This is a genomic window from Rhodococcus opacus B4 (genome assembly GCF_000010805.1).
GTDB classification, from domain to species: Bacteria; Actinomycetota; Actinomycetes; order Mycobacteriales; family Mycobacteriaceae; genus Rhodococcus_F; species Rhodococcus_F opacus_C.
On sequence record NC_012522.1, the window covers coordinates 6704806 to 6724498 of the forward strand.

Annotated in this window: 15 protein-coding genes; all 15 read left to right on the forward strand. The window is 69.1% G+C overall.

Annotation, left to right across the window (positions count from 1 at the left end):
- Positions 1-1965 carry a mycofactocin system FadH/OYE family oxidoreductase 1 gene (locus ROP_RS30445; protein ID WP_015889865.1) on the forward strand — a complete coding sequence of 655 codons (1965 nt, stop codon included), beginning with the start codon at positions 1-3 and terminating at the stop codon, positions 1963-1965.
- An 8-nt stretch (positions 1966-1973) separates the two neighbouring features.
- On the forward strand, positions 1974-2786 hold the full coding sequence (locus ROP_RS30450; RefSeq protein WP_015889866.1) for a mycofactocin-coupled SDR family oxidoreductase: 813 nt from the start codon (positions 1974-1976) through the stop codon (positions 2784-2786).
- Positions 2783-4744 (forward strand): mycofactocin system FadH/OYE family oxidoreductase 2, encoded by a 1962-nt coding sequence (locus tag ROP_RS30455; protein ID WP_015889867.1) that lies wholly within the window; start codon positions 2783-2785, stop codon positions 4742-4744. Before ROP_RS30450 ends, ROP_RS30455 begins: the two co-directional genes overlap by 4 nt.
- Positions 4745-4781: 37 nt before the next feature.
- Positions 4782-5504, forward strand: coding sequence for a mycofactocin biosynthesis peptidyl-dipeptidase MftE (gene mftE / locus ROP_RS30460; RefSeq protein ID WP_015889868.1), 723 nt, complete (start codon positions 4782-4784; stop codon positions 5502-5504).
- Between the two features lie 106 nt (positions 5505-5610).
- Positions 5611-7011 (forward strand): mycofactocin biosynthesis glycosyltransferase MftF, encoded by a 1401-nt coding sequence (mftF, locus tag ROP_RS30465; RefSeq protein ID WP_015889869.1) that lies wholly within the window; start codon positions 5611-5613, stop codon positions 7009-7011.
- The gene (gene mftG, locus ROP_RS30470) at positions 7011-8501 is read left to right on the forward strand and encodes a mycofactocin dehydrogenase MftG (protein WP_015889870.1); all 1491 of its coding nucleotides are present in this window, start codon (positions 7011-7013) and stop codon (positions 8499-8501) included. The genes mftF and mftG overlap by 1 nt, the downstream gene beginning before the upstream one ends.
- 66 nt (positions 8502-8567) lie before the next feature.
- Positions 8568-9884 (forward strand): helix-turn-helix domain-containing protein, encoded by a 1317-nt coding sequence (locus tag ROP_RS30475; protein WP_015889871.1) that lies wholly within the window; start codon positions 8568-8570, stop codon positions 9882-9884.
- Between the two features lie 78 nt (positions 9885-9962).
- The gene (gene adh / locus ROP_RS30480) at positions 9963-11486 is read left to right on the forward strand and encodes an aldehyde dehydrogenase (RefSeq protein ID WP_015889872.1); all 1524 of its coding nucleotides are present in this window, start codon (positions 9963-9965) and stop codon (positions 11484-11486) included.
- A complete protein-coding gene (locus tag ROP_RS30485) occupies positions 11486-12028 on the forward strand; it encodes a DUF779 domain-containing protein (protein WP_015889873.1) in 543 nt (180 codons plus the stop codon). Before adh ends, ROP_RS30485 begins: the two co-directional genes overlap by 1 nt.
- A gap of 152 nt (positions 12029-12180) precedes the next feature.
- Positions 12181-13635: an ethanolamine permease gene (gene eat / locus ROP_RS30490; RefSeq protein WP_015889874.1), complete on the forward strand. Its 1455-nt coding sequence runs from the start codon at positions 12181-12183 to the stop codon at positions 13633-13635.
- Positions 13632-15044 carry an ethanolamine ammonia-lyase subunit EutB gene (locus ROP_RS30495; protein ID WP_015889875.1) on the forward strand — a complete coding sequence of 471 codons (1413 nt, stop codon included), beginning with the start codon at positions 13632-13634 and terminating at the stop codon, positions 15042-15044. Before eat ends, ROP_RS30495 begins: the two co-directional genes overlap by 4 nt.
- Positions 15041-15808, forward strand: a complete 768-nt coding sequence (gene eutC / locus ROP_RS30500) for an ethanolamine ammonia-lyase subunit EutC (protein ID WP_015889876.1) — start codon at positions 15041-15043, stop codon at positions 15806-15808. The genes ROP_RS30495 and eutC overlap by 4 nt, the downstream gene beginning before the upstream one ends.
- A gap of 78 nt (positions 15809-15886) precedes the next feature.
- Entirely contained in the window at positions 15887-16432 is a 546-nt protein-coding gene (locus tag ROP_RS30505) for a hypothetical protein (protein ID WP_015889877.1), read from the forward strand.
- A gap of 120 nt (positions 16433-16552) precedes the next feature.
- On the forward strand, positions 16553-17893 hold the full coding sequence (locus ROP_RS30510) for an MFS transporter (RefSeq protein WP_015889878.1): 1341 nt from the start codon (positions 16553-16555) through the stop codon (positions 17891-17893).
- Between the two features lie 161 nt (positions 17894-18054).
- Positions 18055-19692 carry an AMP-binding protein gene (locus ROP_RS30515; RefSeq protein ID WP_015889879.1) on the forward strand — a complete coding sequence of 546 codons (1638 nt, stop codon included), beginning with the start codon at positions 18055-18057 and terminating at the stop codon, positions 19690-19692.
- Position 19693: the final 1 nt, after the last annotated feature.

The window sequence follows — 19693 nt, forward strand, 5'->3', positions numbered from 1 at the left end:
ATGTCTGCGCAACTGACAGACCCGATCACCCTGGCCGGACGCCGCGCTCCGTCCAGGGTGCTTCTGGGTCCGCACCCCACCAACCTCAGTGCGGGTAGAGCACTGTCCCCGCGTCATGTCGCGTACTACGAACGCCGGGCGCGGGGTGGCGCGGGGATCGTCGTCACCGAGGTGGCGTCGGTTCATGCCTCGGACTGGCCGTACGAGCGGGCCCCGCTGGCGTCCGACTGCGTCGCCGGGTGGAGGGACGTGGTCGCCGCCTGCCGCCCGCACGGCACGCTGGTGCTGGCCGGGTTGGGGCACACCGGACTGCAGGGGTCGAGCGCCTACTCGCAGTCGGTGCTGTGGGGACCGTCGGGGATCGCGGACGTGATCTCCCGCGAGATGCCGATGCGGATGGAGCAGGCCGAGATCGACGGCCTCGTCGAAGGGTTCCGGGCGGGGGCCGCCGCGGCGGTGGCGGCGGACGTGGACGGTGTCGAACTCGACGCCGGTCCGAGAGCGCTGCTGAGACAGTTTCTTTCGGACCTCACCAACGTGCGCGAGGACAAGTACGGTGCCGACCCGCTCCGGCTCATCCGTGAGGTCGTCGCCGCCGTCCGGGAAGAGCTGGGACCCGGCCGGATTTTGTCGCTGCGCCTGAGCTGCGACGAGGAGACGCCCTGGGCGGGAATCACACCGTCGATCGCGGCGGGGTATGCGCAAGATCTGGCCGAGACGCTCGATCTGCTCGTCGTGGTCCGCGGCGGGCCGCTGTCGCCGAACGCCTACCGCCCCGACTTCCACCGGCCGCCCGCGTTCGGCACCGAACTCTGCCGCGACATCCGCATGGCGGTCGCCGGCGCGGTCCCGGTCGTTCTCCAGGGCAGCGTCGTCGATCCGGCCGATGCCCGGCGGGCGCTCGACGACGGTGTCGCCGACGTCGTCGAAATGACGCGTGCCCAGATCGCCGACCCCGATCTCGTCGTCAAGACGCTGCGCGGTGCGGCGCCGCGGCCGTGCGTCCTGTGCAACCAGACGTGCCAGGTACTCGACCCCCGTAACCCGGTCGTCACGTGCGTCGGAAATCCGACGGCCGGGCACGAGACCGTCGATCCCGACGAGGCAGTCGACGCCGCTGTGGTCGCCGGCCCGGCACTGGTGGTCGGTGGCGGGCCGGCCGGTCTCGAGGCGGCGCGCGTGCTCGCGCTGCGAGGTCACCGGGTCACCCTGGCGGAGGCGTCCGCTCGGCTCGGCGGGATGGTGCGGGCTGCGGTCGGGGCGCCGCACCTGAAGGCGCTGACCGACTGGCTGGAGAACGAATGCCACGGTCTCGGAGTCGAATTCCGGCTCGGCGCCGCGGTTTCCGATGCCGAGCTCGACGCCGCGGAACGTGACGGCGTGACGGTGATCCTCGCGACCGGCAGCACGCCCCGGCCGCTGCCGTTCCCCGTCGAGGGGACTGTCCGGTGTCTCGGCGCCGCGGATCTGCGGGACGGTGACGACGCGGAGGGTCCCCACGTCGTCTTCGACCCGGTCGGCGGACCGCTCGGCGTGGCGGTCGCCGAATGGCTCGCGGCGCGGGGGCGCGACGTGAGCATCGTGACCCAGGATTCCGTGGCCGGCTCGCGACTCGGCATGACCGGCGACCTCGCCGACGCCAACACGCGCCTGCAACGGGCGGAGGTGACACGTCACCTCGACAGCCGCATCGTGTCGGTCGACGGCGACGGACTGCGGTTACGCAACCGGTACACCGCCGAGGAGTCGGTGGTGCCGTGCGCCGTGCTGATCGACTGTTCGCATCGTCTCCCCGAGGACACGCTCGGCTCGACCCGCCCGGACGCGGTGCGGGCCGGCGACTGCGTGGCCCCCCGCACACTGCTCGAGGCGGTCCGGGAGGGCCGTGCCGAGGCGCTGGCCGTGACCGCACACCGGCGGTCCGAGTTCGATCACCATCCGTTCACCCTCGTCACCGAGAGATAGGACACTTCATGGGACAGTTCGACGACAAGGTCGCGTTCATCACCGGGGCGGCCCGTGGGCAGGGCCGGACGCACGCGGTGCGGTTGGCGCGCGAGGGTGCGGCGATCATCGCCGTCGACATCTGCGGTCCGGTGTCGGAGTACAACACCTACGAGCCGGCGACGGCGGACGATCTCGCCGAGACGGTGCGGCTCGTGGAATCCGAGGGCGGCAAGATCCTCGCCGAACAGGCGGACGTGCGTGACAGCTCGAAGCTGAAAGCTGTCGTGGACCGCGGAGTCGAACAGTTCGGCCGCCTCGACATCGTGATCGCGAACGCCGGGATCTGCAACTGGAGCAGGTTCTGGGAGATGCCCGACGATCAGTGGGAGACACTGATCGACGTGAACCTCACCGGCGCGTGGAAGACGCTGAAGGCTGCGGTCCCGGCACTGATCGAGGGCGGCCGCGGGGGGTCGATCATCGTGATCAGCTCCGTCGCCGGGATCAAGCCGCTTCCGGGGCAGGCCAATTACGCCGCCTCCAAGTTCGGGCTGGTGGGACTCACCCAGACCGCGGCCAAGGAACTGGGCGAGTACGACATCCGCGTCAACTCCATCCACCCGTACGGGGTGAAGACCCCGATGGGCACCGATCCGGGCAGCCTCGTGATTCTCGAGAAGCACCCGCACTACCTGTCGAGCTTCGGCACCATCCTCACCGAACACCCGCTGGCCGACACCGACGACATCACCGACGCCGTGCTGTGGCTGGCCGGTGACGGGTCGAAACGGGTCACGGGAAGTCAGGTCGCCGTCGACATGGGCAACACCAAGGTGTGAGCATCTCCGCGTACCGCCACCTGTTCACCCCGCTGCGCCTGGGACCGCTGACTCTGCGCAATCGGGTGGTCTTCTCGGCGCACCTCACGGGGTACGCCGTCGACGGTCTCCCCACCGCCCAGCACGCCGCCTACTACGCGGCGCGCGCGAAGGGCGGTGCGGGCCTGGTCATCTCCGAAGAGCACGCCACCCATCCCGGTGACTGGCCGTACGAGAAGGTGATCGCCGGCTACCGGCCGGACGTCGTCCCCGGATACCGACGGATCACCGACGCGGTCCACGCGCACGGAGTCCCGATCCTCGCTCAGGTCAACCACAACGGCGGCCAGGGATCGAGCATGTATTCGCGGCGACCACTGTGGGCGCCGAGCGCCGTCCCCGACCCACTGTTCCGCGAAGTCCCCAAGGCGGTCGATCAACGCGAGATCCGGGCCCTCGTCGACGGGTACGCACTGGTGGCCGAGCACTGCGTCCGAGGCGGATTCGACGGCATCGAACTGCAGTGCTCGCACTCGTCGCTCGTGCGCAGTTTCCTCGCCCCCGCGACGAATCAGCGCACGGACCGCTACGGCGGGTCGCTGGCGGGCCGCGCCCGGTTCCTCCTCGAGGTCGTCGAGGCGGTGCGGACGGCGATCGGCCCGGACCGCGCACTCGGGGTGCGTCTTGCGGGGGAGGACCTGTTCGACGGTGGGGTACACCTCGACGAGGCGGTGGAGGTGGCCGCCCTACTCGAGTCGGACGGGCGGGTCGACTACCTCAACACGTCCATCGGCATGGCCACCGAGACGCTGCACATGATCGAGGCGTCCATGGCCGTCCCGCGCGGGTACGCGCTGTTCGTCCCCGATGCCATCCGGCAGCGGGTCGGACTTCCGGTGGTCGGTGTCGGCCGGTTCTCGGATCCGCATCAGGCCGACCGGGCTCTCGACGAGGGGCACTGCGACCTGATCGGGGTGGTGCGCGGCCAGATCGCGGACCCGGACTTCGCGGCGAAGGCGCTGGCCGGCGAAGCGGACGACATCCGATCGTGCCTGGCGTGCAATCAGGAATGCATCGGACGGATGGGGCTGGGCCGGTGGCTCGGCTGCGTCGTCAACCCGCGCGCGGGTAAGGAATCGGTCCTGCTGCCCGAACCCACCGTCCGCGGCAGGCGGGTGGTGGTGGTCGGCGGCGGACCTGCCGGGCTGAAGGCCGCCGCGACCGCCGCGCAGCGGGGACACCAGGTGACGCTGTTCGAACGCGGCCCCGTCCTCGGCGGTCAGGTCCGGACGGCGGCCGTCGTCCCGGGGCGCCGCGAGTTCCTCGACCTCGTCGTCGACCTGGAAGCGGAATGCGTCCGGCACGGGGTGGACGTGCGGACCGGCGCCGAGGCGACCGCGGAGACACTCGAACAGGGGTGTCCCGACGTGGTGGTGCTCGCCACCGGGGCGCGTCCGCGCCGTCCGCGGTGGGCAGGTGCCTCGGACCGGTTGGTGGATGTGCGGGACGTGCTGGAGCGTCGTGCGCATCCGTCCGGCACGGTACTGGTGGTCGACGAACTGGGATTTCATCAGGGCACGTCCGTCGCGGAGTTCGTCGCCGACGCCGGGTGTGCCGTCACGATCTGCACGCCGGGGATGATCGTCGGCCAGGACCTCGGGATCACCCTGGACCTCGAGGGCTGGAATCGGCGGGCGCACGGCAAGGGCATCATCCAGATGACGGACGTCGTGCCGACCGGGTGCGACGACGCCGGCGGGGGCCGGATCGCGGTCACGCTCCTGCACCACCCGACCGGCGTGTCCCGTCGACTCGTCGTCGACTGGGTGGTGTCGTCCGCGCACCAGCAACCGGAGGACGGGCTCTGGAAACAGCTGGCCGACAGCGGTATCGAGGTCCATCGCATCGGCGATGCCGTGGCTCCGCGCCGCGCGCATTCCGCCGTCATCGAGGGGGAGCGGGTTGCTCTGTCCCTCTAGTGCAGGTCGACTCGCCGCGGTCGCCTAGCATCGAGGGATGCCCCATTCCGGACACCTCGACGACGCGGTGTGGCCCGACCTCGTGTCCCACGTGCCGACTGTCGTCGTGCCGGTCGGCTCGCTCGAGCAGCACGGACCGCATCTGCCGCTCGACACCGACACCACCATCGCCGATGCCGTGTCCCGCGCGCTGCCGCACGTGCTCGTCGCGCCCCCGATCGCCTACGGCGCCAGCGGCGAGCACGAGGGGTTTCCCGGAACCGTCTCGCTGGGGGCGGAGGCGCTCGAGACCGTCCTGGTCGAGTACGGCAGGTCTGCGTGCCGGTGGGCGGACCGCGTGCTGTTCGTCAACGGGCACGGCGGCAACGGGCCCGCATTGGTCAAGGCTGTCGCCTTGCTTCGATACGAGGCCCGCGACGTGGCCTGGGTGCCGTGCGCGGTCCCCGGCGCCGACGCCCACGCCGGGCGTACGGAAACGTCCTTGTTGCTACACCTTTCACCGGGTCGGGTGCGGTTGTCCAGGGCGGAGCCCGGTAATACCGAACCTGTCGCGAGGTTGATGCCAAGACTGCGCGAAGGCGGTATGGTCGCCGTGTCGGCCAATGGGGTGCTCGGTGACCCGACGGTCGCAACGGCCGCGGAGGGGGCGCAGATCTTCGGCGTGCTCGTCCACACGGTCACCAATGCACTGGCCCGGTGGGAACCGGGCCCCGATGGAAGGCTCCGGTGGGAACCGGGCGCCGATGGGAGGCTCCAATGACCCGGACGGGCGCCCTCGAGTTGCCGAGGGCGGATTTTCGGCACATCCTTGCGGCTAATTTCCGGCATGCCCTGCCGGCGCTGTCCGATCCGCCTACGATCGACTGATGCGCCAAGCTCGACTTCCCGATGGATTCGGGATCCGAATCGACCCCAAGGTACGCGCATATTCCGGAGGTCGAGTGCTCATCGGCGGTTCGCCGACTCGGATGCTGAAGCTGGCGCCCACAGCGGCGGCCATGATCGGGGACGGCTACCTCGAGGTCGTCGATCCGCAGTCCGCCGTCGTCGCACGCCGCCTCCTCGACTCGGGGGTCGCCAACCCGCGCCCCATGAGCACGCCGTCCCCGCGGGACGTCACCGTCGTCATACCGGTGAAGAACAACGCGTCCGGGTTGCACCGGGTGCTGGCCGCGCTCCGCGGACTCGAGGTGGTCGTCGTCGACGACGGCTCCGACGTTCCGGTCGCGGCCCCCGCGCTGCAGAACGGGTGCGGTGGCCGCGTCACCGTGCTGCGCCACGACACGGCCAAGGGGCCCGCCGCGGCCCGCAACACCGGTCTGCGTTACGCCGCAACTCCGTTCGTGGCGTTCCTCGACTCCGACGTCCTGCCGCGCACCGGATGGATCGAGGTCATGCTCGGCCACTTCAGCGACCCAGCGGTCGCCCTGGTCGCCCCGCGGATCGTTGCGCTCGAACCCGAGGCCAGCACCCTCGCGCGGTACGAGCACGCCCGCTCCTCCCTCGACCTCGGGCGGAAGGAGTCCGCGGTCCAGTCCGGCGGGCCGGTGTCGTACGTCCCGAGCGCCGCGATGATCGCCCGCCGTGAGGTGCTCGACGAGTTCGGCGGCTTCGACGAGTCCATGCACGTGGCGGAGGACGTCGACCTGTGCTGGCGGCTCCAGGAGTCCGGCTGGCGACTGCGGTACGAGCCCGTGGCCCACGTCGCGCACGACCACCGCGTGACGTTCGGAAAGTGGTTCGACCGCAAGCTGTTCTACGGGACCGGTGCGGCGCCGCTGGCGGCGAGGCATTCGGGCATGGTCCCACCGCTGTCGATGTCGCCGTGGACGTTCTTCGCGTGCATCGCCGCGGCCACCTGCACCCGGCTGGGTCTGCTCGGCGCCGTCGCCACGCTCGCGATGATGCTGGTGCGCCTGCGCCGCATGTTCACCGGACTCGACCAGCCGACCCGTATCGCCGCAATCCTCGCCGCCCAGGGCTTCGCCGGTGGCGCCTGGCAGCTGGCGTCCGCGATGTGCCGCCACTACTGGCCCGTCACGCTGCTGGCGGTGCTGGTCTCGAAACGGATTCGCCGGATAGCGCTCGCGATCGCCGTCGCCGAGGGGGTCGCAGACTGGGTCACCCACCGGGAGCCCGGAGGGCTGGGACCGGTGCGGCACACGGTGTTCAAGCGGATCGACGACGTCGCGTACGGTGCCGGACTCTGGAAGGGCGCCGTCGCCGCCCGCGACCTCGACGCATTGAAGCCGCGGTTGAAGTCGTAGTGGCCGATCCGATTCGCGCCGCCGACGTCGTGGTCGTCGGCGGCGGTTCGAGTGGATGCGTGGTGGCCTCGCGGCTCAGCGAGGATCCCGGACGATCGGTGCTCCTCCTCGAGTCCGGACCGGGTTACCGGTCGGCGCTCGACTGTCCCGTCCTCGACTACCGGACGCTGCCCGTCGGTCCGGGCAGCGCATTCGCCCGGACGTACGGCGTGCAGTTGGCGCCGAGCGTGCCTTCCGCCATGGTGCGCGGCCGCGTCCTCGGCGGGTCGGGCGCCGTCAACGGCGCCTACTTCGTCCGCGGGACGGAGACGGACTTCCGGCACTGGCCGGCGTCGTGGTCGTACGAGAACGTGCTGCCCACCTTCCGGGCGCTCGAGCGCGACGCCGACTTCGGCGACTTCCGGCACGGCACCACCGGTCCGATGCCCGTCCGCAGGCAGCCCGCGGAGCAGCTGAGCGAGATCAGTGCGGCGTTCCGTGCCGCCGCGCTCGGCGCGGGACATCCCGAGGAACCCGACAAGAACGGAGCAGGCGGCGGCGGGATCGGCCCGGTTCCGCTCAACATCGACGGCGGACGCCGGGTCAGCACCGCCGTCGCGTATCTGCTGCCGGCGTCGGAGCGGCCCAACCTGACCGTCGAGCCGGACTCCGACGTCGTGCGAATTCTGTTCTCCGGTAACGAGGCGGTGGGGGTGGAGGTCGAGTCGGGCGGCACCCGGCGCACGATCCGCGCGGACCGGGTCGTACTGGCTGCCGGCCCCGTCGAAACCCCGGTGCTGCTGATGCTTTCGGGAATCGGTCCGGCGGAGCATCTGCGGGACAACGGTATCGACGTCGTCCTCGACGTTCCCGGCGTCGGGACGGACTTCAGCGACCACCCCGAAGTCGCTCTGCCGTACCGTATCCGAGACACATTCCGGCGCAGTGACATACTCCGCCGCAGCGACACGAGTCCGGTCGTCGAAACGGTACTGAACATCGATGACCTCGAGATCCGTCCGTACACCGCTCCGTTCGACGTGCTCGTCCCCGGATCCGGGCAGCCCGACCCGGTCCTCGGGATCGGGCTCATGGTGACGGAGAGCCGGGGCGACATCCGGCTCACGTCGGGCCACCGCCGGGACCGTCCCCGGATCGAGTACCGCTACGCGCAATCGGCCGCCGACCGCCGGGCGCTGCGCGAGGGGCAGGCCATCGCACTGGACCTGCTGCGCTCGCCGGAACTCGGCCCGTTTGTGCTGCCGCTGTCGGAGGAGGTGTCCGACCGCTCGGTGCTCGCGCACCTGGGGACGTCGCTGCACCTGTGCGGCAGTTGCCGGATGGGCGGACGCACGGACGCGGGCGCGGTGGTGGACGAGCGGTGCAACGTCCGCGGAACGGTAGGTCTGACCATCGCGGACACGTCGGTGTTCCCGGTGGTCCCGAGCCGCGGGCCGCATGCCACCGCGGTCATGGTCGCCGAACGGGTCAGTACCTTCCTGAGGGAGTGACGGAGGGCGGAACCCGGCCCCGTGTGACCCGGGTTACAGTAGGCAGAGACGCCGTGGAGGAGTTCGATGCAAAGTCAACCGCCCACAGGGGGCAATCCGTGGGTCGCCGTGCGCCCGGGAGACGACGTCGCGATGCTGGCGCGCAGGGTGTCGTCGGCGCATCAGTTGTTCGTCGAGCGTCATGCCCCCGCAGGCCGAGACCAGGCGGGCGACGGAAATTCGGTGCGCTCGGTCATCCTCGATTCGTGGATGCGCAGCACCAGCAAGGGCGTGAGCCCGGACGGGTCCGCCCGCGCGGTCGATCTGGCGGCCGCGGATCTCGCCACATACCGGGCGTCGCACCCGATGTCGATCATCCGGCCGGTGGTGCGCAAACTCCTCGTCGAGGACGCCGCCGACACCGGTCTGCTCGTGGCCATCACGGACGAGAAGGGCCAGTTGCTGTGGGTCGAGGGCGATTCGTCCGCCAAGGACCGGGCGCTGGAGATGAACTTCGTCGAGGGCGCCGACTGGAGTGAGGACACCGTCGGCACCAATGCTCCGGGCACCGCACTGGCGCTCGACCACTGCGTGCAGATCTTCGGAGCCGAGCACTTCAGCAGGTCGGTGCACGACTGGAGTTGCTCGGCGGCACCCGTCCACGACCCGGCGACGGGGCTGATCGTCGGCGCCATCGACATCACCGGCGGCCCGCGGGTGGCGGTGCCCGAGGTGCTGTCGCTGATCCGGGCCACCGTCGCGGCCGCCGAGGCGGAACTGCGGCTGCACCTGCTGCGCTCACCGCAGCCGCTGGTCGAGACAGTGCTGCGGCTGGAGGTGCTGGGTTCGGGACGACCGGTTCTGGTTCGTGGGGCCGAACGGATCCCGCTCTCGCAGCGGCACGCGGAAATCCTGCTGCTCCTGGCGGAACACCCCGAGGGGCTGAGTTCCGACCGGCTCGCGGTGCTGCTCGACGAGAACGAACTCGACGCCGTCACCATTCGTGCCGAGATGTCGCGCCTGCGCAAGGTTTTCGGTCCGGCGAACCTCGGCTCGCGGCCGTATCGGTTGCTCGCCGAATTGACGTCCGACGTCCGGCAGGTGCGCAGCGCCCTGGACCGGGGTGAGCTCGCCGCCGCCCTCGACGTCTACTCGGGTCCGGTCCTTCCCGGGTCGGAGGCGCCCGGGGTCGAGGACCTGCGCGGCGAACTGCGGGCCCGCGTCCAGGCGGCGCTGCTGCGGGAGGGCGATCAGCGGTTGCTCGCGAAGTGGACCACGTCCGTCCACGGCCGCGAGGACGTTGCCGCGTGGGAGGCGTACCTCGCGGGTCTCGATCCGCGTTCCCCGTTGTATTCCCAGGTCAAGTCGAGGATCGATCTGTTCGATCAGCAGTACGCAACGTAGTTGCAACGGTACGGTCCCTAGTGTTGTGAGTCACACCGAGAAAGTTCCATCGAGTTTCACGACAACAGGGAGTTATCGATGACCGTGTATGCCCGCCCGGGTTCGCCCGACGCCGTCATGTCCTTCCAATCGCGTTACGACAACTGGATCGGCGGCCAGTGGGTTGCGCCCGTCAAGGGCCAGTACTTCGAGAATCCGACCCCCGTCACCGGGCAGCCGTTCTGCGAGGTCGCGCGGTCGACGTCCGAGGACATCGAACTCGCCCTCGACGCCGCACATGCCGCGGCTCCGGCCTGGGGCAAGACGTCGGTCGCCGAGCGCGCCATCATCCTGAACAAGATCGCGGACCGTATCGAGGAGAACCTCGAGTCCATCGCGCTCGCCGAGTCCTGGGACAACGGCAAGCCGATCCGCGAGACCCTGAACGCCGACATCCCGTTGGCGATCGACCACTTCCGCTACTTCGCCGGCGCGATCCGCGCGCAGGAAGGCGCCCTGTCGGAGATCGACTCCGACACCGTCGCCTACCACTTCCACGAGCCGCTCGGCGTCGTCGGCCAGATCATCCCCTGGAACTTCCCGATTCTGATGGCCGTGTGGAAGCTCGCCCCCGCACTCGCCGCAGGCAACGCGGTCGTCCTCAAGCCCGCCGAGCAGACCCCGGCGTCGATCCTGCACCTGATCTCCGTCATCGGCGACCTGCTGCCCGCCGGTGTGGTGAACATCGTCAACGGTTTCGGTGTCGAGGCGGGCAAGCCGCTGGCCTCGAGCCCGCGGATTCGGAAGATCGCGTTCACCGGTGAGACCACCACGGGCCGGCTCATCATGCAGTACGCGTCGCAGAACCTGATCCCCGTCACCCTCGAACTCGGTGGCAAGAGCCCCAACATCTTCTTCTCCGACGTGCTGTCGTCCAACGACGACTACCAGGACAAGGCGCTCGAAGGCTTCACGATGTTCGCCCTCAACCAGGGGGAGGTGTGCACCTGCCCGTCGCGTTCGCTGATCCAGGAGGACATCTTCGACGAGTTCCTCGCGATGGCCGCGATCCGCACCAAGGCCGTCCGCCAGGGCGACCCGCTCGACACCGACACGATGATCGGCGCGCAGGCGTCCAACGATCAGCTCGAGAAGATCCTGTCGTACATCGAGATCGGCAAGGGCGAAGGCGCCAAGGTGATCACCGGTGGCGAGCGCGCCGAACTGGGCGGCGACCTGTCCGGCGGCTACTACGTGCAGCCGACCATCTTCACCGGTCAGAACAAGATGCGGATCTTCCAGGAGGAGATCTTCGGTCCCGTCGTGTCCGTCACGTCGTTCAAGGACTACGACCAGGCCATCGAGATCGCCAACGACACGCTGTACGGCCTCGGCGCCGGCGTGTGGTCCCGCGACGGCGGCGTCGCCTACCGGGCGGGCCGCGACATCCAGGCCGGCCGGGTGTGGACCAACACCTACCACCAGTACCCCGCGCACGCCGCGTTCGGTGGCTACAAGCAGTCCGGCATCGGCCGCGAGAACCACCTGATGATGCTCGAGCACTACCAGCAGACGAAGAACCTGCTGGTCAGCTACGCCCAGAAGGCTCAGGGCTTCTTCTGATGGACGCAGCCCGGGCGCCTCAGCGCCTGAAGGCAACCGCCGGGGCGGTGGAGCTTCTCCGCCGCCTCGGCGGTACCCACGGGGCGCTGATGATGCATCAGTCCGGCGGATGCTGCGACGGGTCCGCGCCGATGTGTTACCCCGACGGCGAATTCATCGTCGGCGACCGCGACGTGCTGCTCGGTGTCCTCGACCTGCGTCTCGGTGTCGGGGAGACCCCGTCCACCCGGCCGGAGGGCGCCGACGCCGTGCCCGTGTGGATCTCCGGATCCCAGTTCGAGGCGTGGAAGCACACCCAGCTGGTGCTCGACGTGGTGCCCGGTCGCGGATCGGGTTTCAGCCTCGAAAGCCCGGAAGGCATGCGCTTCCTCAGCCGGGCGCGCGCCTTCACCCCGGAGGAGAACACCAGCCTCGCCGCGGAGGACGTCATCGTGGGCGAGCGGTGGGAGCAGGGCTGGAGGCCCGCACCCTCACCCGAACCGCAAGTGGTCGCAGAAGCCGTCGACGCATGTCCCGTACCCGCTCGCCGCCCGGGCCCCTAGCGCCCGAAGTTTCACTGCGACCGCGGTTTTTACGTCGTGGTCACGTTCTCCTGACACGACGTGCACACAGCTCATTCACCATTGGCCTCGGCCGTCCGCCCGCATTTCGCGCGGCTCGGTGGGGCACCATTCGGATCGACGTAGGGGACGGAATGTCACTCGTAGAACCATCCAAGAATTCCGGAACCGGTAAACACCACGATGCTGCCGACTTCCACTCGGAAGACAACAGCTATCTGGAAAAACGCACGCTCCGAAAGGGCTCGGCGGGCTGGGTGCTGCTCGCAGGCCTCGGCGTCAGCTACGTGATCTCCGGCGACTACGCCGGATGGAACAACGGGCTGGCCGAGGGCGGATTCGGCGGACTGCTGATCGCCGGTGTCGTCATCGCGGGCATGTACCTGGCCATGGTCCTCGGGATGGCCGAAATGTCCTCTGCCCTGCCCGCCGCGGGCGGCGGTTACACGTTCGCCCGGCGGGCGCTCGGGCCGTGGGGCGGATTCGCCACCGGCACAGCCATTCTCATCGAATACGCGATCGCGCCCGCCGCCATCGCGACGTTCATCGGCAGCTATGTCGAATCACTGAACCTGTTCGGCATCACCGACGGGTGGTGGGTGTACCTGGCGGTCTACGCGATCTTCATCGGAATCCACCTGACCGGCGCCGGCGAGGCGCTCAAAGCCATGTTCGTGATCACCGCGATCGCACTGGTGGGTCTCGTCATCTTCGCGGTTTCCGCGATCGGGCTGTTCGACGCGGGCAACCTCACCGACATCGCCGCGACGGATGCGGCGGGGGCGTCGAGTTTCCTGCCGTTCGGCGCATTCGGCATCTGGGCGGCCGTCCCGTTCGCCATCTGGTTCTTCCTCGCCGTCGAAGGCGTGCCGCTGGCCGCGGAGGAGGCACGCGAGCCGGAGAAGAACGTGCCGCGCGGAATCATCATCAGCATGCTCATCCTCATCGTCACGGGGGCATCGGTCCTGTTCCTCGCCACGGGAGCACTGGGCGCCGAGAGCCTGTCGACGTCCGGGAACCCACTGGTCGAGGCGCTCGGTGACGGAACCGCGGCGAAGGTCGTCAACTACATCGGCCTGGCCGGCCTCGTCGCCAGCTTCTTCTCGATCATGTACGCATACTCGCGGCAGACGTTCGCGCTGTCCCGCGCCGGTTACCTGCCGACGAGCCTGTCGGTCACCAACTCGCGGAAGGCGCCCACGCTCGCACTCATCGTGCCGGGTGTCATCGGGTTCGTACTCTCGCTCACCGGTGAGGGCGCGATGCTGCTGAACATGGCCGTGTTCGGCGCGGCCGTCAGCTACGTGCTGATGATGGTCAGCCACATCGTCCTCCGCAGGCGCGAGCCGGAGATGAAGCGGCCGTACCGCACCCCCGGCGGCATCGTCACCACGTCGTTCGCGCTGGTCATCGCGGCCGCCGCCGTGATCGCCACGTTCCTCGTCGATCCCGTCGCCGCACTCTGGACGCTGATCGCGTTCGCGGCCTTCATGGCGTACTTCGGCCTGTACAGCCGCCATCACCTCGTTGCCAATTCGCCCGACGAGGAGTTTGCTGTTCTTGCGAAGGCAGAGGAAGAACTCGAATGACCACCTACAGTCACGGAGTCGCCGGAACCGGGTACACGTTCGACGGTCTCGTCGACCTCATGGCCAAGGCGACGCCGCTGCGCAGCGGAGACGAACTCGCCGGGTGCGCGGCGTCGTCCGACGCCGAACGCGCCGCCGCGCAGTGGGCGCTGGCCGACGTCCCGCTCGGCACGTTCCTGAACGAACTCGTCGTGCCCTACGAGGACGACGAGGTCACCCGGCTCATCATCGACTCGCACGACCGGGTCGCGTTCGGCGAGATCTCGCACCTCACCGTCGGCGGCCTGCGCGACTGGCTGCTGGATGTCGCCGCGCGGGACGGCGCGGCCGGGACGTTCCGCCGCGTCGCACCGGGTCTCACCCCGGAGATGGTCGCGGCGGTCAGCAAGATCATGCGCAACCAGGACCTCATCGCGGTCGCGCGGGCGGTCACCGTCACCGCGGGGTTCCGGACGACGCTCGGTGTGCCCGGGCACCTGGGCACCCGGCTGCAGCCCAACCACCCCACCGACGACCCCCGCGGAATCGCGGCCGCCACGCTCGACGGCCTGCTTCTCGGGTGCGGTGACGCCGTCATCGGCATCAACCCGGCCACCGATTCGCCGCACGCCACCGCGGAACTGCTGCACCTGCTCGACGACATCCGGCAGCGCTTCGACATCCCCGCGCAGTCCTGCGTGCTCTCGCACGTGACCACCACGATGGGGCTGATCGAGGAAGGCGTCCCCGTAGACCTGGTGTTCCAGTCCATCGCCGGAACGCAGGGCGCGAATTCCAGCTTCGGCGTCGACATCTCGCTGCTCCGTGAGGCGAACGCGGCAGGCCGGTCGCTGAAACGCGGGACCGTCGGCGACAACGTCATGTATCTGGAAACGGGGCAGGGGTCGGCCCTGAGCGCCGGGGCGCACCTCGGCACGGGTGGTAGGCCCGTCGACCAGCAGACCCTGGAGACCCGGGCCTATGCGGTGGCCCGCGACCTCGAGCCGCTGCTGATCAACACGGTCGTCGGGTTCATCGGGCCGGAGTACCTGTACGACGGCAAGCAGATCATCCGGGCCGGGCTCGAGGACCACTTCTGCGGGAAACTGCTCGGCCTGCCGATGGGCGTCGACGTCTGCTACACCAATCACGCGGAGGCGGACCAGGACGACATGGACACGCTGCTCACCCTGCTCGGGGTGGCGGGTGCGGCCTTCGTCATCGCGGTACCCGGCGCCGACGACGTCATGCTCGGCTACCAGAGTCTGTCGTTCCACGACGCGCTGTACGCGCGCCAAGTGCTCGGACTCAGGCCGGCGCCGGAATTCGAGGACTGGATGCGCCGTCTCGGCATGGTCGACCAAGCCGGCCGCGTGCTGCCGGTCGACGCTTCGGCGTCGCCGCTTCGAGCACTGACGGTGGCGCCATGACCGATCCTGTCGCACAAGACTTCTGGGCGGAACTGCGAGCCACGACGCAGGCGCGGATCGGTCTCGGCCGCACCGGCGACGCCCTCCCCACGCAGCGTGTTCTCGAGTTCCGGTCGGCGCACGCCGCGGCCCGTGACGCCGTCCACCAGCCGCTCGACGCGCAGGCGCTGGCAGATCAGGTCGAGGAGGTGGGCCTGGGCAGGCCGGTGATCGTCACGAGCAAGGCATCGGACCGGAGCGAGTACCTGCGCCGGCCCGACCTGGGTCGCACACCGGCAGACCTGTCGGGTGTGTCCGCGGGGACCGCCGAGGTGGGATTCGTCCTCGCAGACGGGTTGTCGCCCCGCGCGCTCACCGATCACGGGGTGTCCCTGCTGTCCGCGCTGGTCGACGAGTTCGGCGGAACGTATTCGCTGGCGCCGCCGGTGATCGCGACCCAGGCCCGGGTGGCGCTCGGCGACCACATCGCGCAGGCACTGGGTGTGCAGACGCTCGTCCTGCTGATCGGGGAGCGGCCGGGACTGTCGGTCGCCGACAGCGTCGGCGTCTATCTCACCCACCTCCCGCGGCCCGGACGCACCGACGCCGACCGGAACTGCGTGTCCAACATCCACCCGCCCGAGGGACTCGGTTACGAACTCGCCGCCCGCGTCGTGGCGGGCCTCGTGTCCGGCGCCCGGAAACTGGGCCGGTCCGGGGTGGAGCTGAAGGACACTTCCCGCGCGGATGCGCTGGCAGCCCCCTCGGAGATCCTCGAACTGTAGTCGTGTTATCTAAAGGGCGGCAGGTCCGACCGGGCCTGCGGAGAACCGCCCTGGACGGGGCGTGACGAGGAGAGATCTATGGCCTTCGCTGGCAATGTGGACGAGTTGGCCCTGCTGCAGGCGGTCCGGTTGAAAGAGCAGGTCAGCGCCGCGGTTCTGGCCGAGCATCTCGGTGTGAGCGCCGCGTCCGCGCAGGCCGCCTACGACGCGCTGCTGACCCAGGGCAAGGCGCAGGAAGCCTCGGACGGCCGGATCGCGCTCACCGACGCCGGACTGTCGGAGCTCGAGGACCAACTCGACGCCGAGCGGGTGTCCATCGACGAGGATTCCATCGCCGAGGTGTACGAGAGCTTCGTGCCGTTCCACGAGGAGTTCGTCGGACTGATCGACACGGCCGACGCCGATCAGCTGGCCGACCTGGACCGCCGGGCGTCGGTCGTGTTCGACGACCTGTCGGCGTTCGTGCCCCGGTTGTCCCGCTACCAGGACCTGTTCGCCGACGCTCTCGCGAAGGTGGCCGCGGGGGAGACGAAGTGGATCTCCGAGCCGGTGATCGACTCGTACGCCACCGTGTGGAGCGAGCTGCGCAGGGAGCTGATCGGCGCGTCCGGCGCCACCGAGTGACGTGAGCCGCGTCACCACCCCCCTATTCGGGGGTGGTGACGCAGTGAGCCGGATCACTACTTTTCCTCTCATCCGGGATACGCCCACCAGGGCGTTCCCCACGGACCACGGAGGAATCGAGTGACCACAGTCTCCAACTCGGGTGCGGGCGTCCCCCACGCCCCCACACCGGTGCGACAGGGCGGTACCAGTGTCCGCAAGGTCGCCATTGCCAGTGGCATCGGAACGACCATCGAGTTCTACGACTTCTTCATCTACGGCACCGCCGCAGCCCTGGTGTTCCCCACGGTGTTCTTTCCCGCCCTCGGCTCCACCGCGGGCACCGTCGCCTCCTTCGCGACGTTCGCCGTGGCCTTCGTCGCCCGGCCGGTGGGCGCGATGCTGTTCGGCCACTACGGTGACCGGATCGGACGGAAGAAGACCCTGATCTCGACGCTCATCCTGATGGGCGTCTCGACCTTCCTCATCGGCCTGCTGCCCGGGGCCGCGACCATCGGCGTCGCCGCCCCGATCCTGTTGGTGCTACTGCGTTTCGGGCAGGGATTCGCCGTCGGCGGCGAGTGGGCGGGTGCCACGCTGTTGACGGCGGAGTACGCGCCCCCGGGCAAACGTGGCCTCTACGCGATGTTCCCGCAACTCGGGCCGGCGGTGGCCTTCATCCTCTCCAGCGCCACGTTCCTCGTCACCGGCAGCCTGCTCGGCGATACCAACGAGGTCTTCCTCGACTACGGGTGGCGGATTCCCTTCCTGTTCAGTGCCGTCCTCGTCGGAATCGGTCTCTACATGCGCCTGGCGATCGAGGAGACGCCGGTGTTCCGTGCCGCTCAGCAGGCCGACCGGGCCGGCGCGGCCCCGCGGACCCTCCCGCTGATGGACGCCTGGCGGTACCAGACCAAGGAGATCCTGCTCTCGGCCGGCGCGCTGGCCACCCTGTTCGCGTTCTTCTACATGGGCACAGCGTTTCTCACCAGCTACGGCACAAAGACCCTCGGGTTCAGCCGCCCGTTCGTGCTGACGGTCGGGATCGCGTCGGCGGTGGTCTTCGGATTCACCATCGTCGTCTCCGCGCTCTACTCCGACCGGATCGGACGTCGACGGGTCATCATGATCTCCTGCGGGCTGGCCGTCGTGTGGGCGCTCGCGCTGTTCCCGCTGCTCGACACGGGTTCTCCCGTCGCGTTCACGATCGGTGTGATGGTCACGCTCGCCATCTTCGGCGTCGCTTACGGTCCCTGCGGCGCCCTGCTTCCGGAGATGTTCCAGACGCGGTACCGGTACACCGGCGCGGGCCTCGGCTACAACCTCGCCGGTGTGCTCGGCGGCGCGGTGCCGCCGCTGATCGCCGCGCCCCTGGCGTCCGCGTACGGCAGCGCCGCGATCGGCGTGCTGCTCGCAGTCCTCGGCGTGGTGAGCCTGGTGTGCACGAAGGCCCTGGTGGAAACGAAAGACGACGCGCTCTGACGGCGCAGGCGAGGGGTGTCCGGACTTCGCACAGTTACCGGCACCCCTCGCCGTGCAGTATGCCCTGGATCACAACAACCAAGAGTAAGTTCGACCGCGGAAGGGCCTTCCGGTCTGCCCGTCCCGTAGGCGCCCGAACGGGCTCCTGGAGAGGAAGAGTGATGACAACCCCGCTCCCCAGCTACACCCACGGCGTGTGGGACGCCCCGATGCTCGGCGACACCATCGGAGACAACTTCGACCGGACCGTGGCGGCGCACGCCGACCGTGACGCCCTCGTCGACCGGCCGTCGGGGCGGCGGTGGACGTACGCCGAGCTGAAGCGGGACGTCGACGCGGTGGCGGCGGGGTTGCTGAAGCGGGGCATCGTCAAGGGCGACCGGGTCGGGATCTGGGCGCCGAACTGCCCGGAATGGACGCTGATCCAGTACGCGACCGCGAAGATCGGCGCGATCCTCGTCAACATCAACCCCGCCTACCGGGCGCACGAATTGAAGTACGTGCTCGACCAGGCCGGGATCCGGCTGCTGGTGTCGGCTCCGCAGTTCAAGTCGTCCGACTACGCGGCGATGATCGAGGAGGTCCGGCCCGAGTGCGGCGACGTCGAGATGGTCGTGCTGCTCGGGAGTGCCGAGTGGAGCAGGCTGGCGTCGGACGGCATGGCCGCGCACGCGGCGGACCCGGCCCGGCTGCCCGCGGCGCAGGCCGCGCTGTCGCCCGACGACCCGATCAACATCCAATACACCTCGGGGACAACCGGGTTCCCGAAGGGTGCGACGCTCAGCCACCACAACATCCTCAACAACGGATACTTCGTCGGCGAGCTGTGCCACTACACCGAGAACGACCGTGTCTGCATCCCGGTGCCCTTCTACCACTGCTTCGGCATGGTCATGGGCAACCTCGCGTGCACGAGTCACGGTGCCACCATGGTGATTCCGGGCCGGTCGTTCGACCCGAAGGCGACGCTGCAGGCCGTCGAGGCGGAGAAGTGCACGTCGCTGTACGGGGTGCCGACGATGTTCATCGCCGAACTCGCCGACCACGACTTCGACTCCTACGACCTGTCCAGTCTGCGGACCGGGATCATGGCCGGATCGCCCTGCCCGGTGGAGGTGATGAAACACGTCATCGAACTGATGGGGATGGCCGAGGTCTCGATCTGCTACGGGATGACCGAGACGTCGCCGGTGTCGCTGCAGACGCGGTCGAACGACACCATCGATCAGCGGGTGTCGACGGTCGGCCGGGTCGGCCCGCACCTCGAAATCAAGATCGTGGATCCGGCAACAGGGTTGACCGTGCCGCGGGGCGAGCCGGGGGAGCTGTGCACCCGCGGGTACTCGGTGATGCTCGGGTACTGGAACAACCCGGAGAAGACGGCGGAGGCGATCGACGCCGGACGGTGGATGCACACCGGCGACATCGGCGTGATGGACTGCGACGGGTACGTCGCGATCACCGGACGGATCAAGGACATGGTGATCCGCGGCGGCGAGAACGTCTACCCCCGGGAGATCGAGGAGTTCCTCTACACCCATCCCGACATCCTCGACGCTCAGGTGATCGGGGTGCCGGACGCCAAGTACGGCGAGGAACTGATGGTGTGGGTGCGGATGAAGGAAGACACCGAACCCCTGGACGCGGCGAAGGTGCGCGAATTCTGCACCGGCAAACTCGCCCACTACAAGATCCCCAAGTACGTGCATGTCGTGGACGAGTTCCCGATGACGGTGACGGGCAAGGTGCGCAAGGTCGAGATGCGGGAGCAGTCCCTGTCGTTGATCGGGCAGGCCTGAC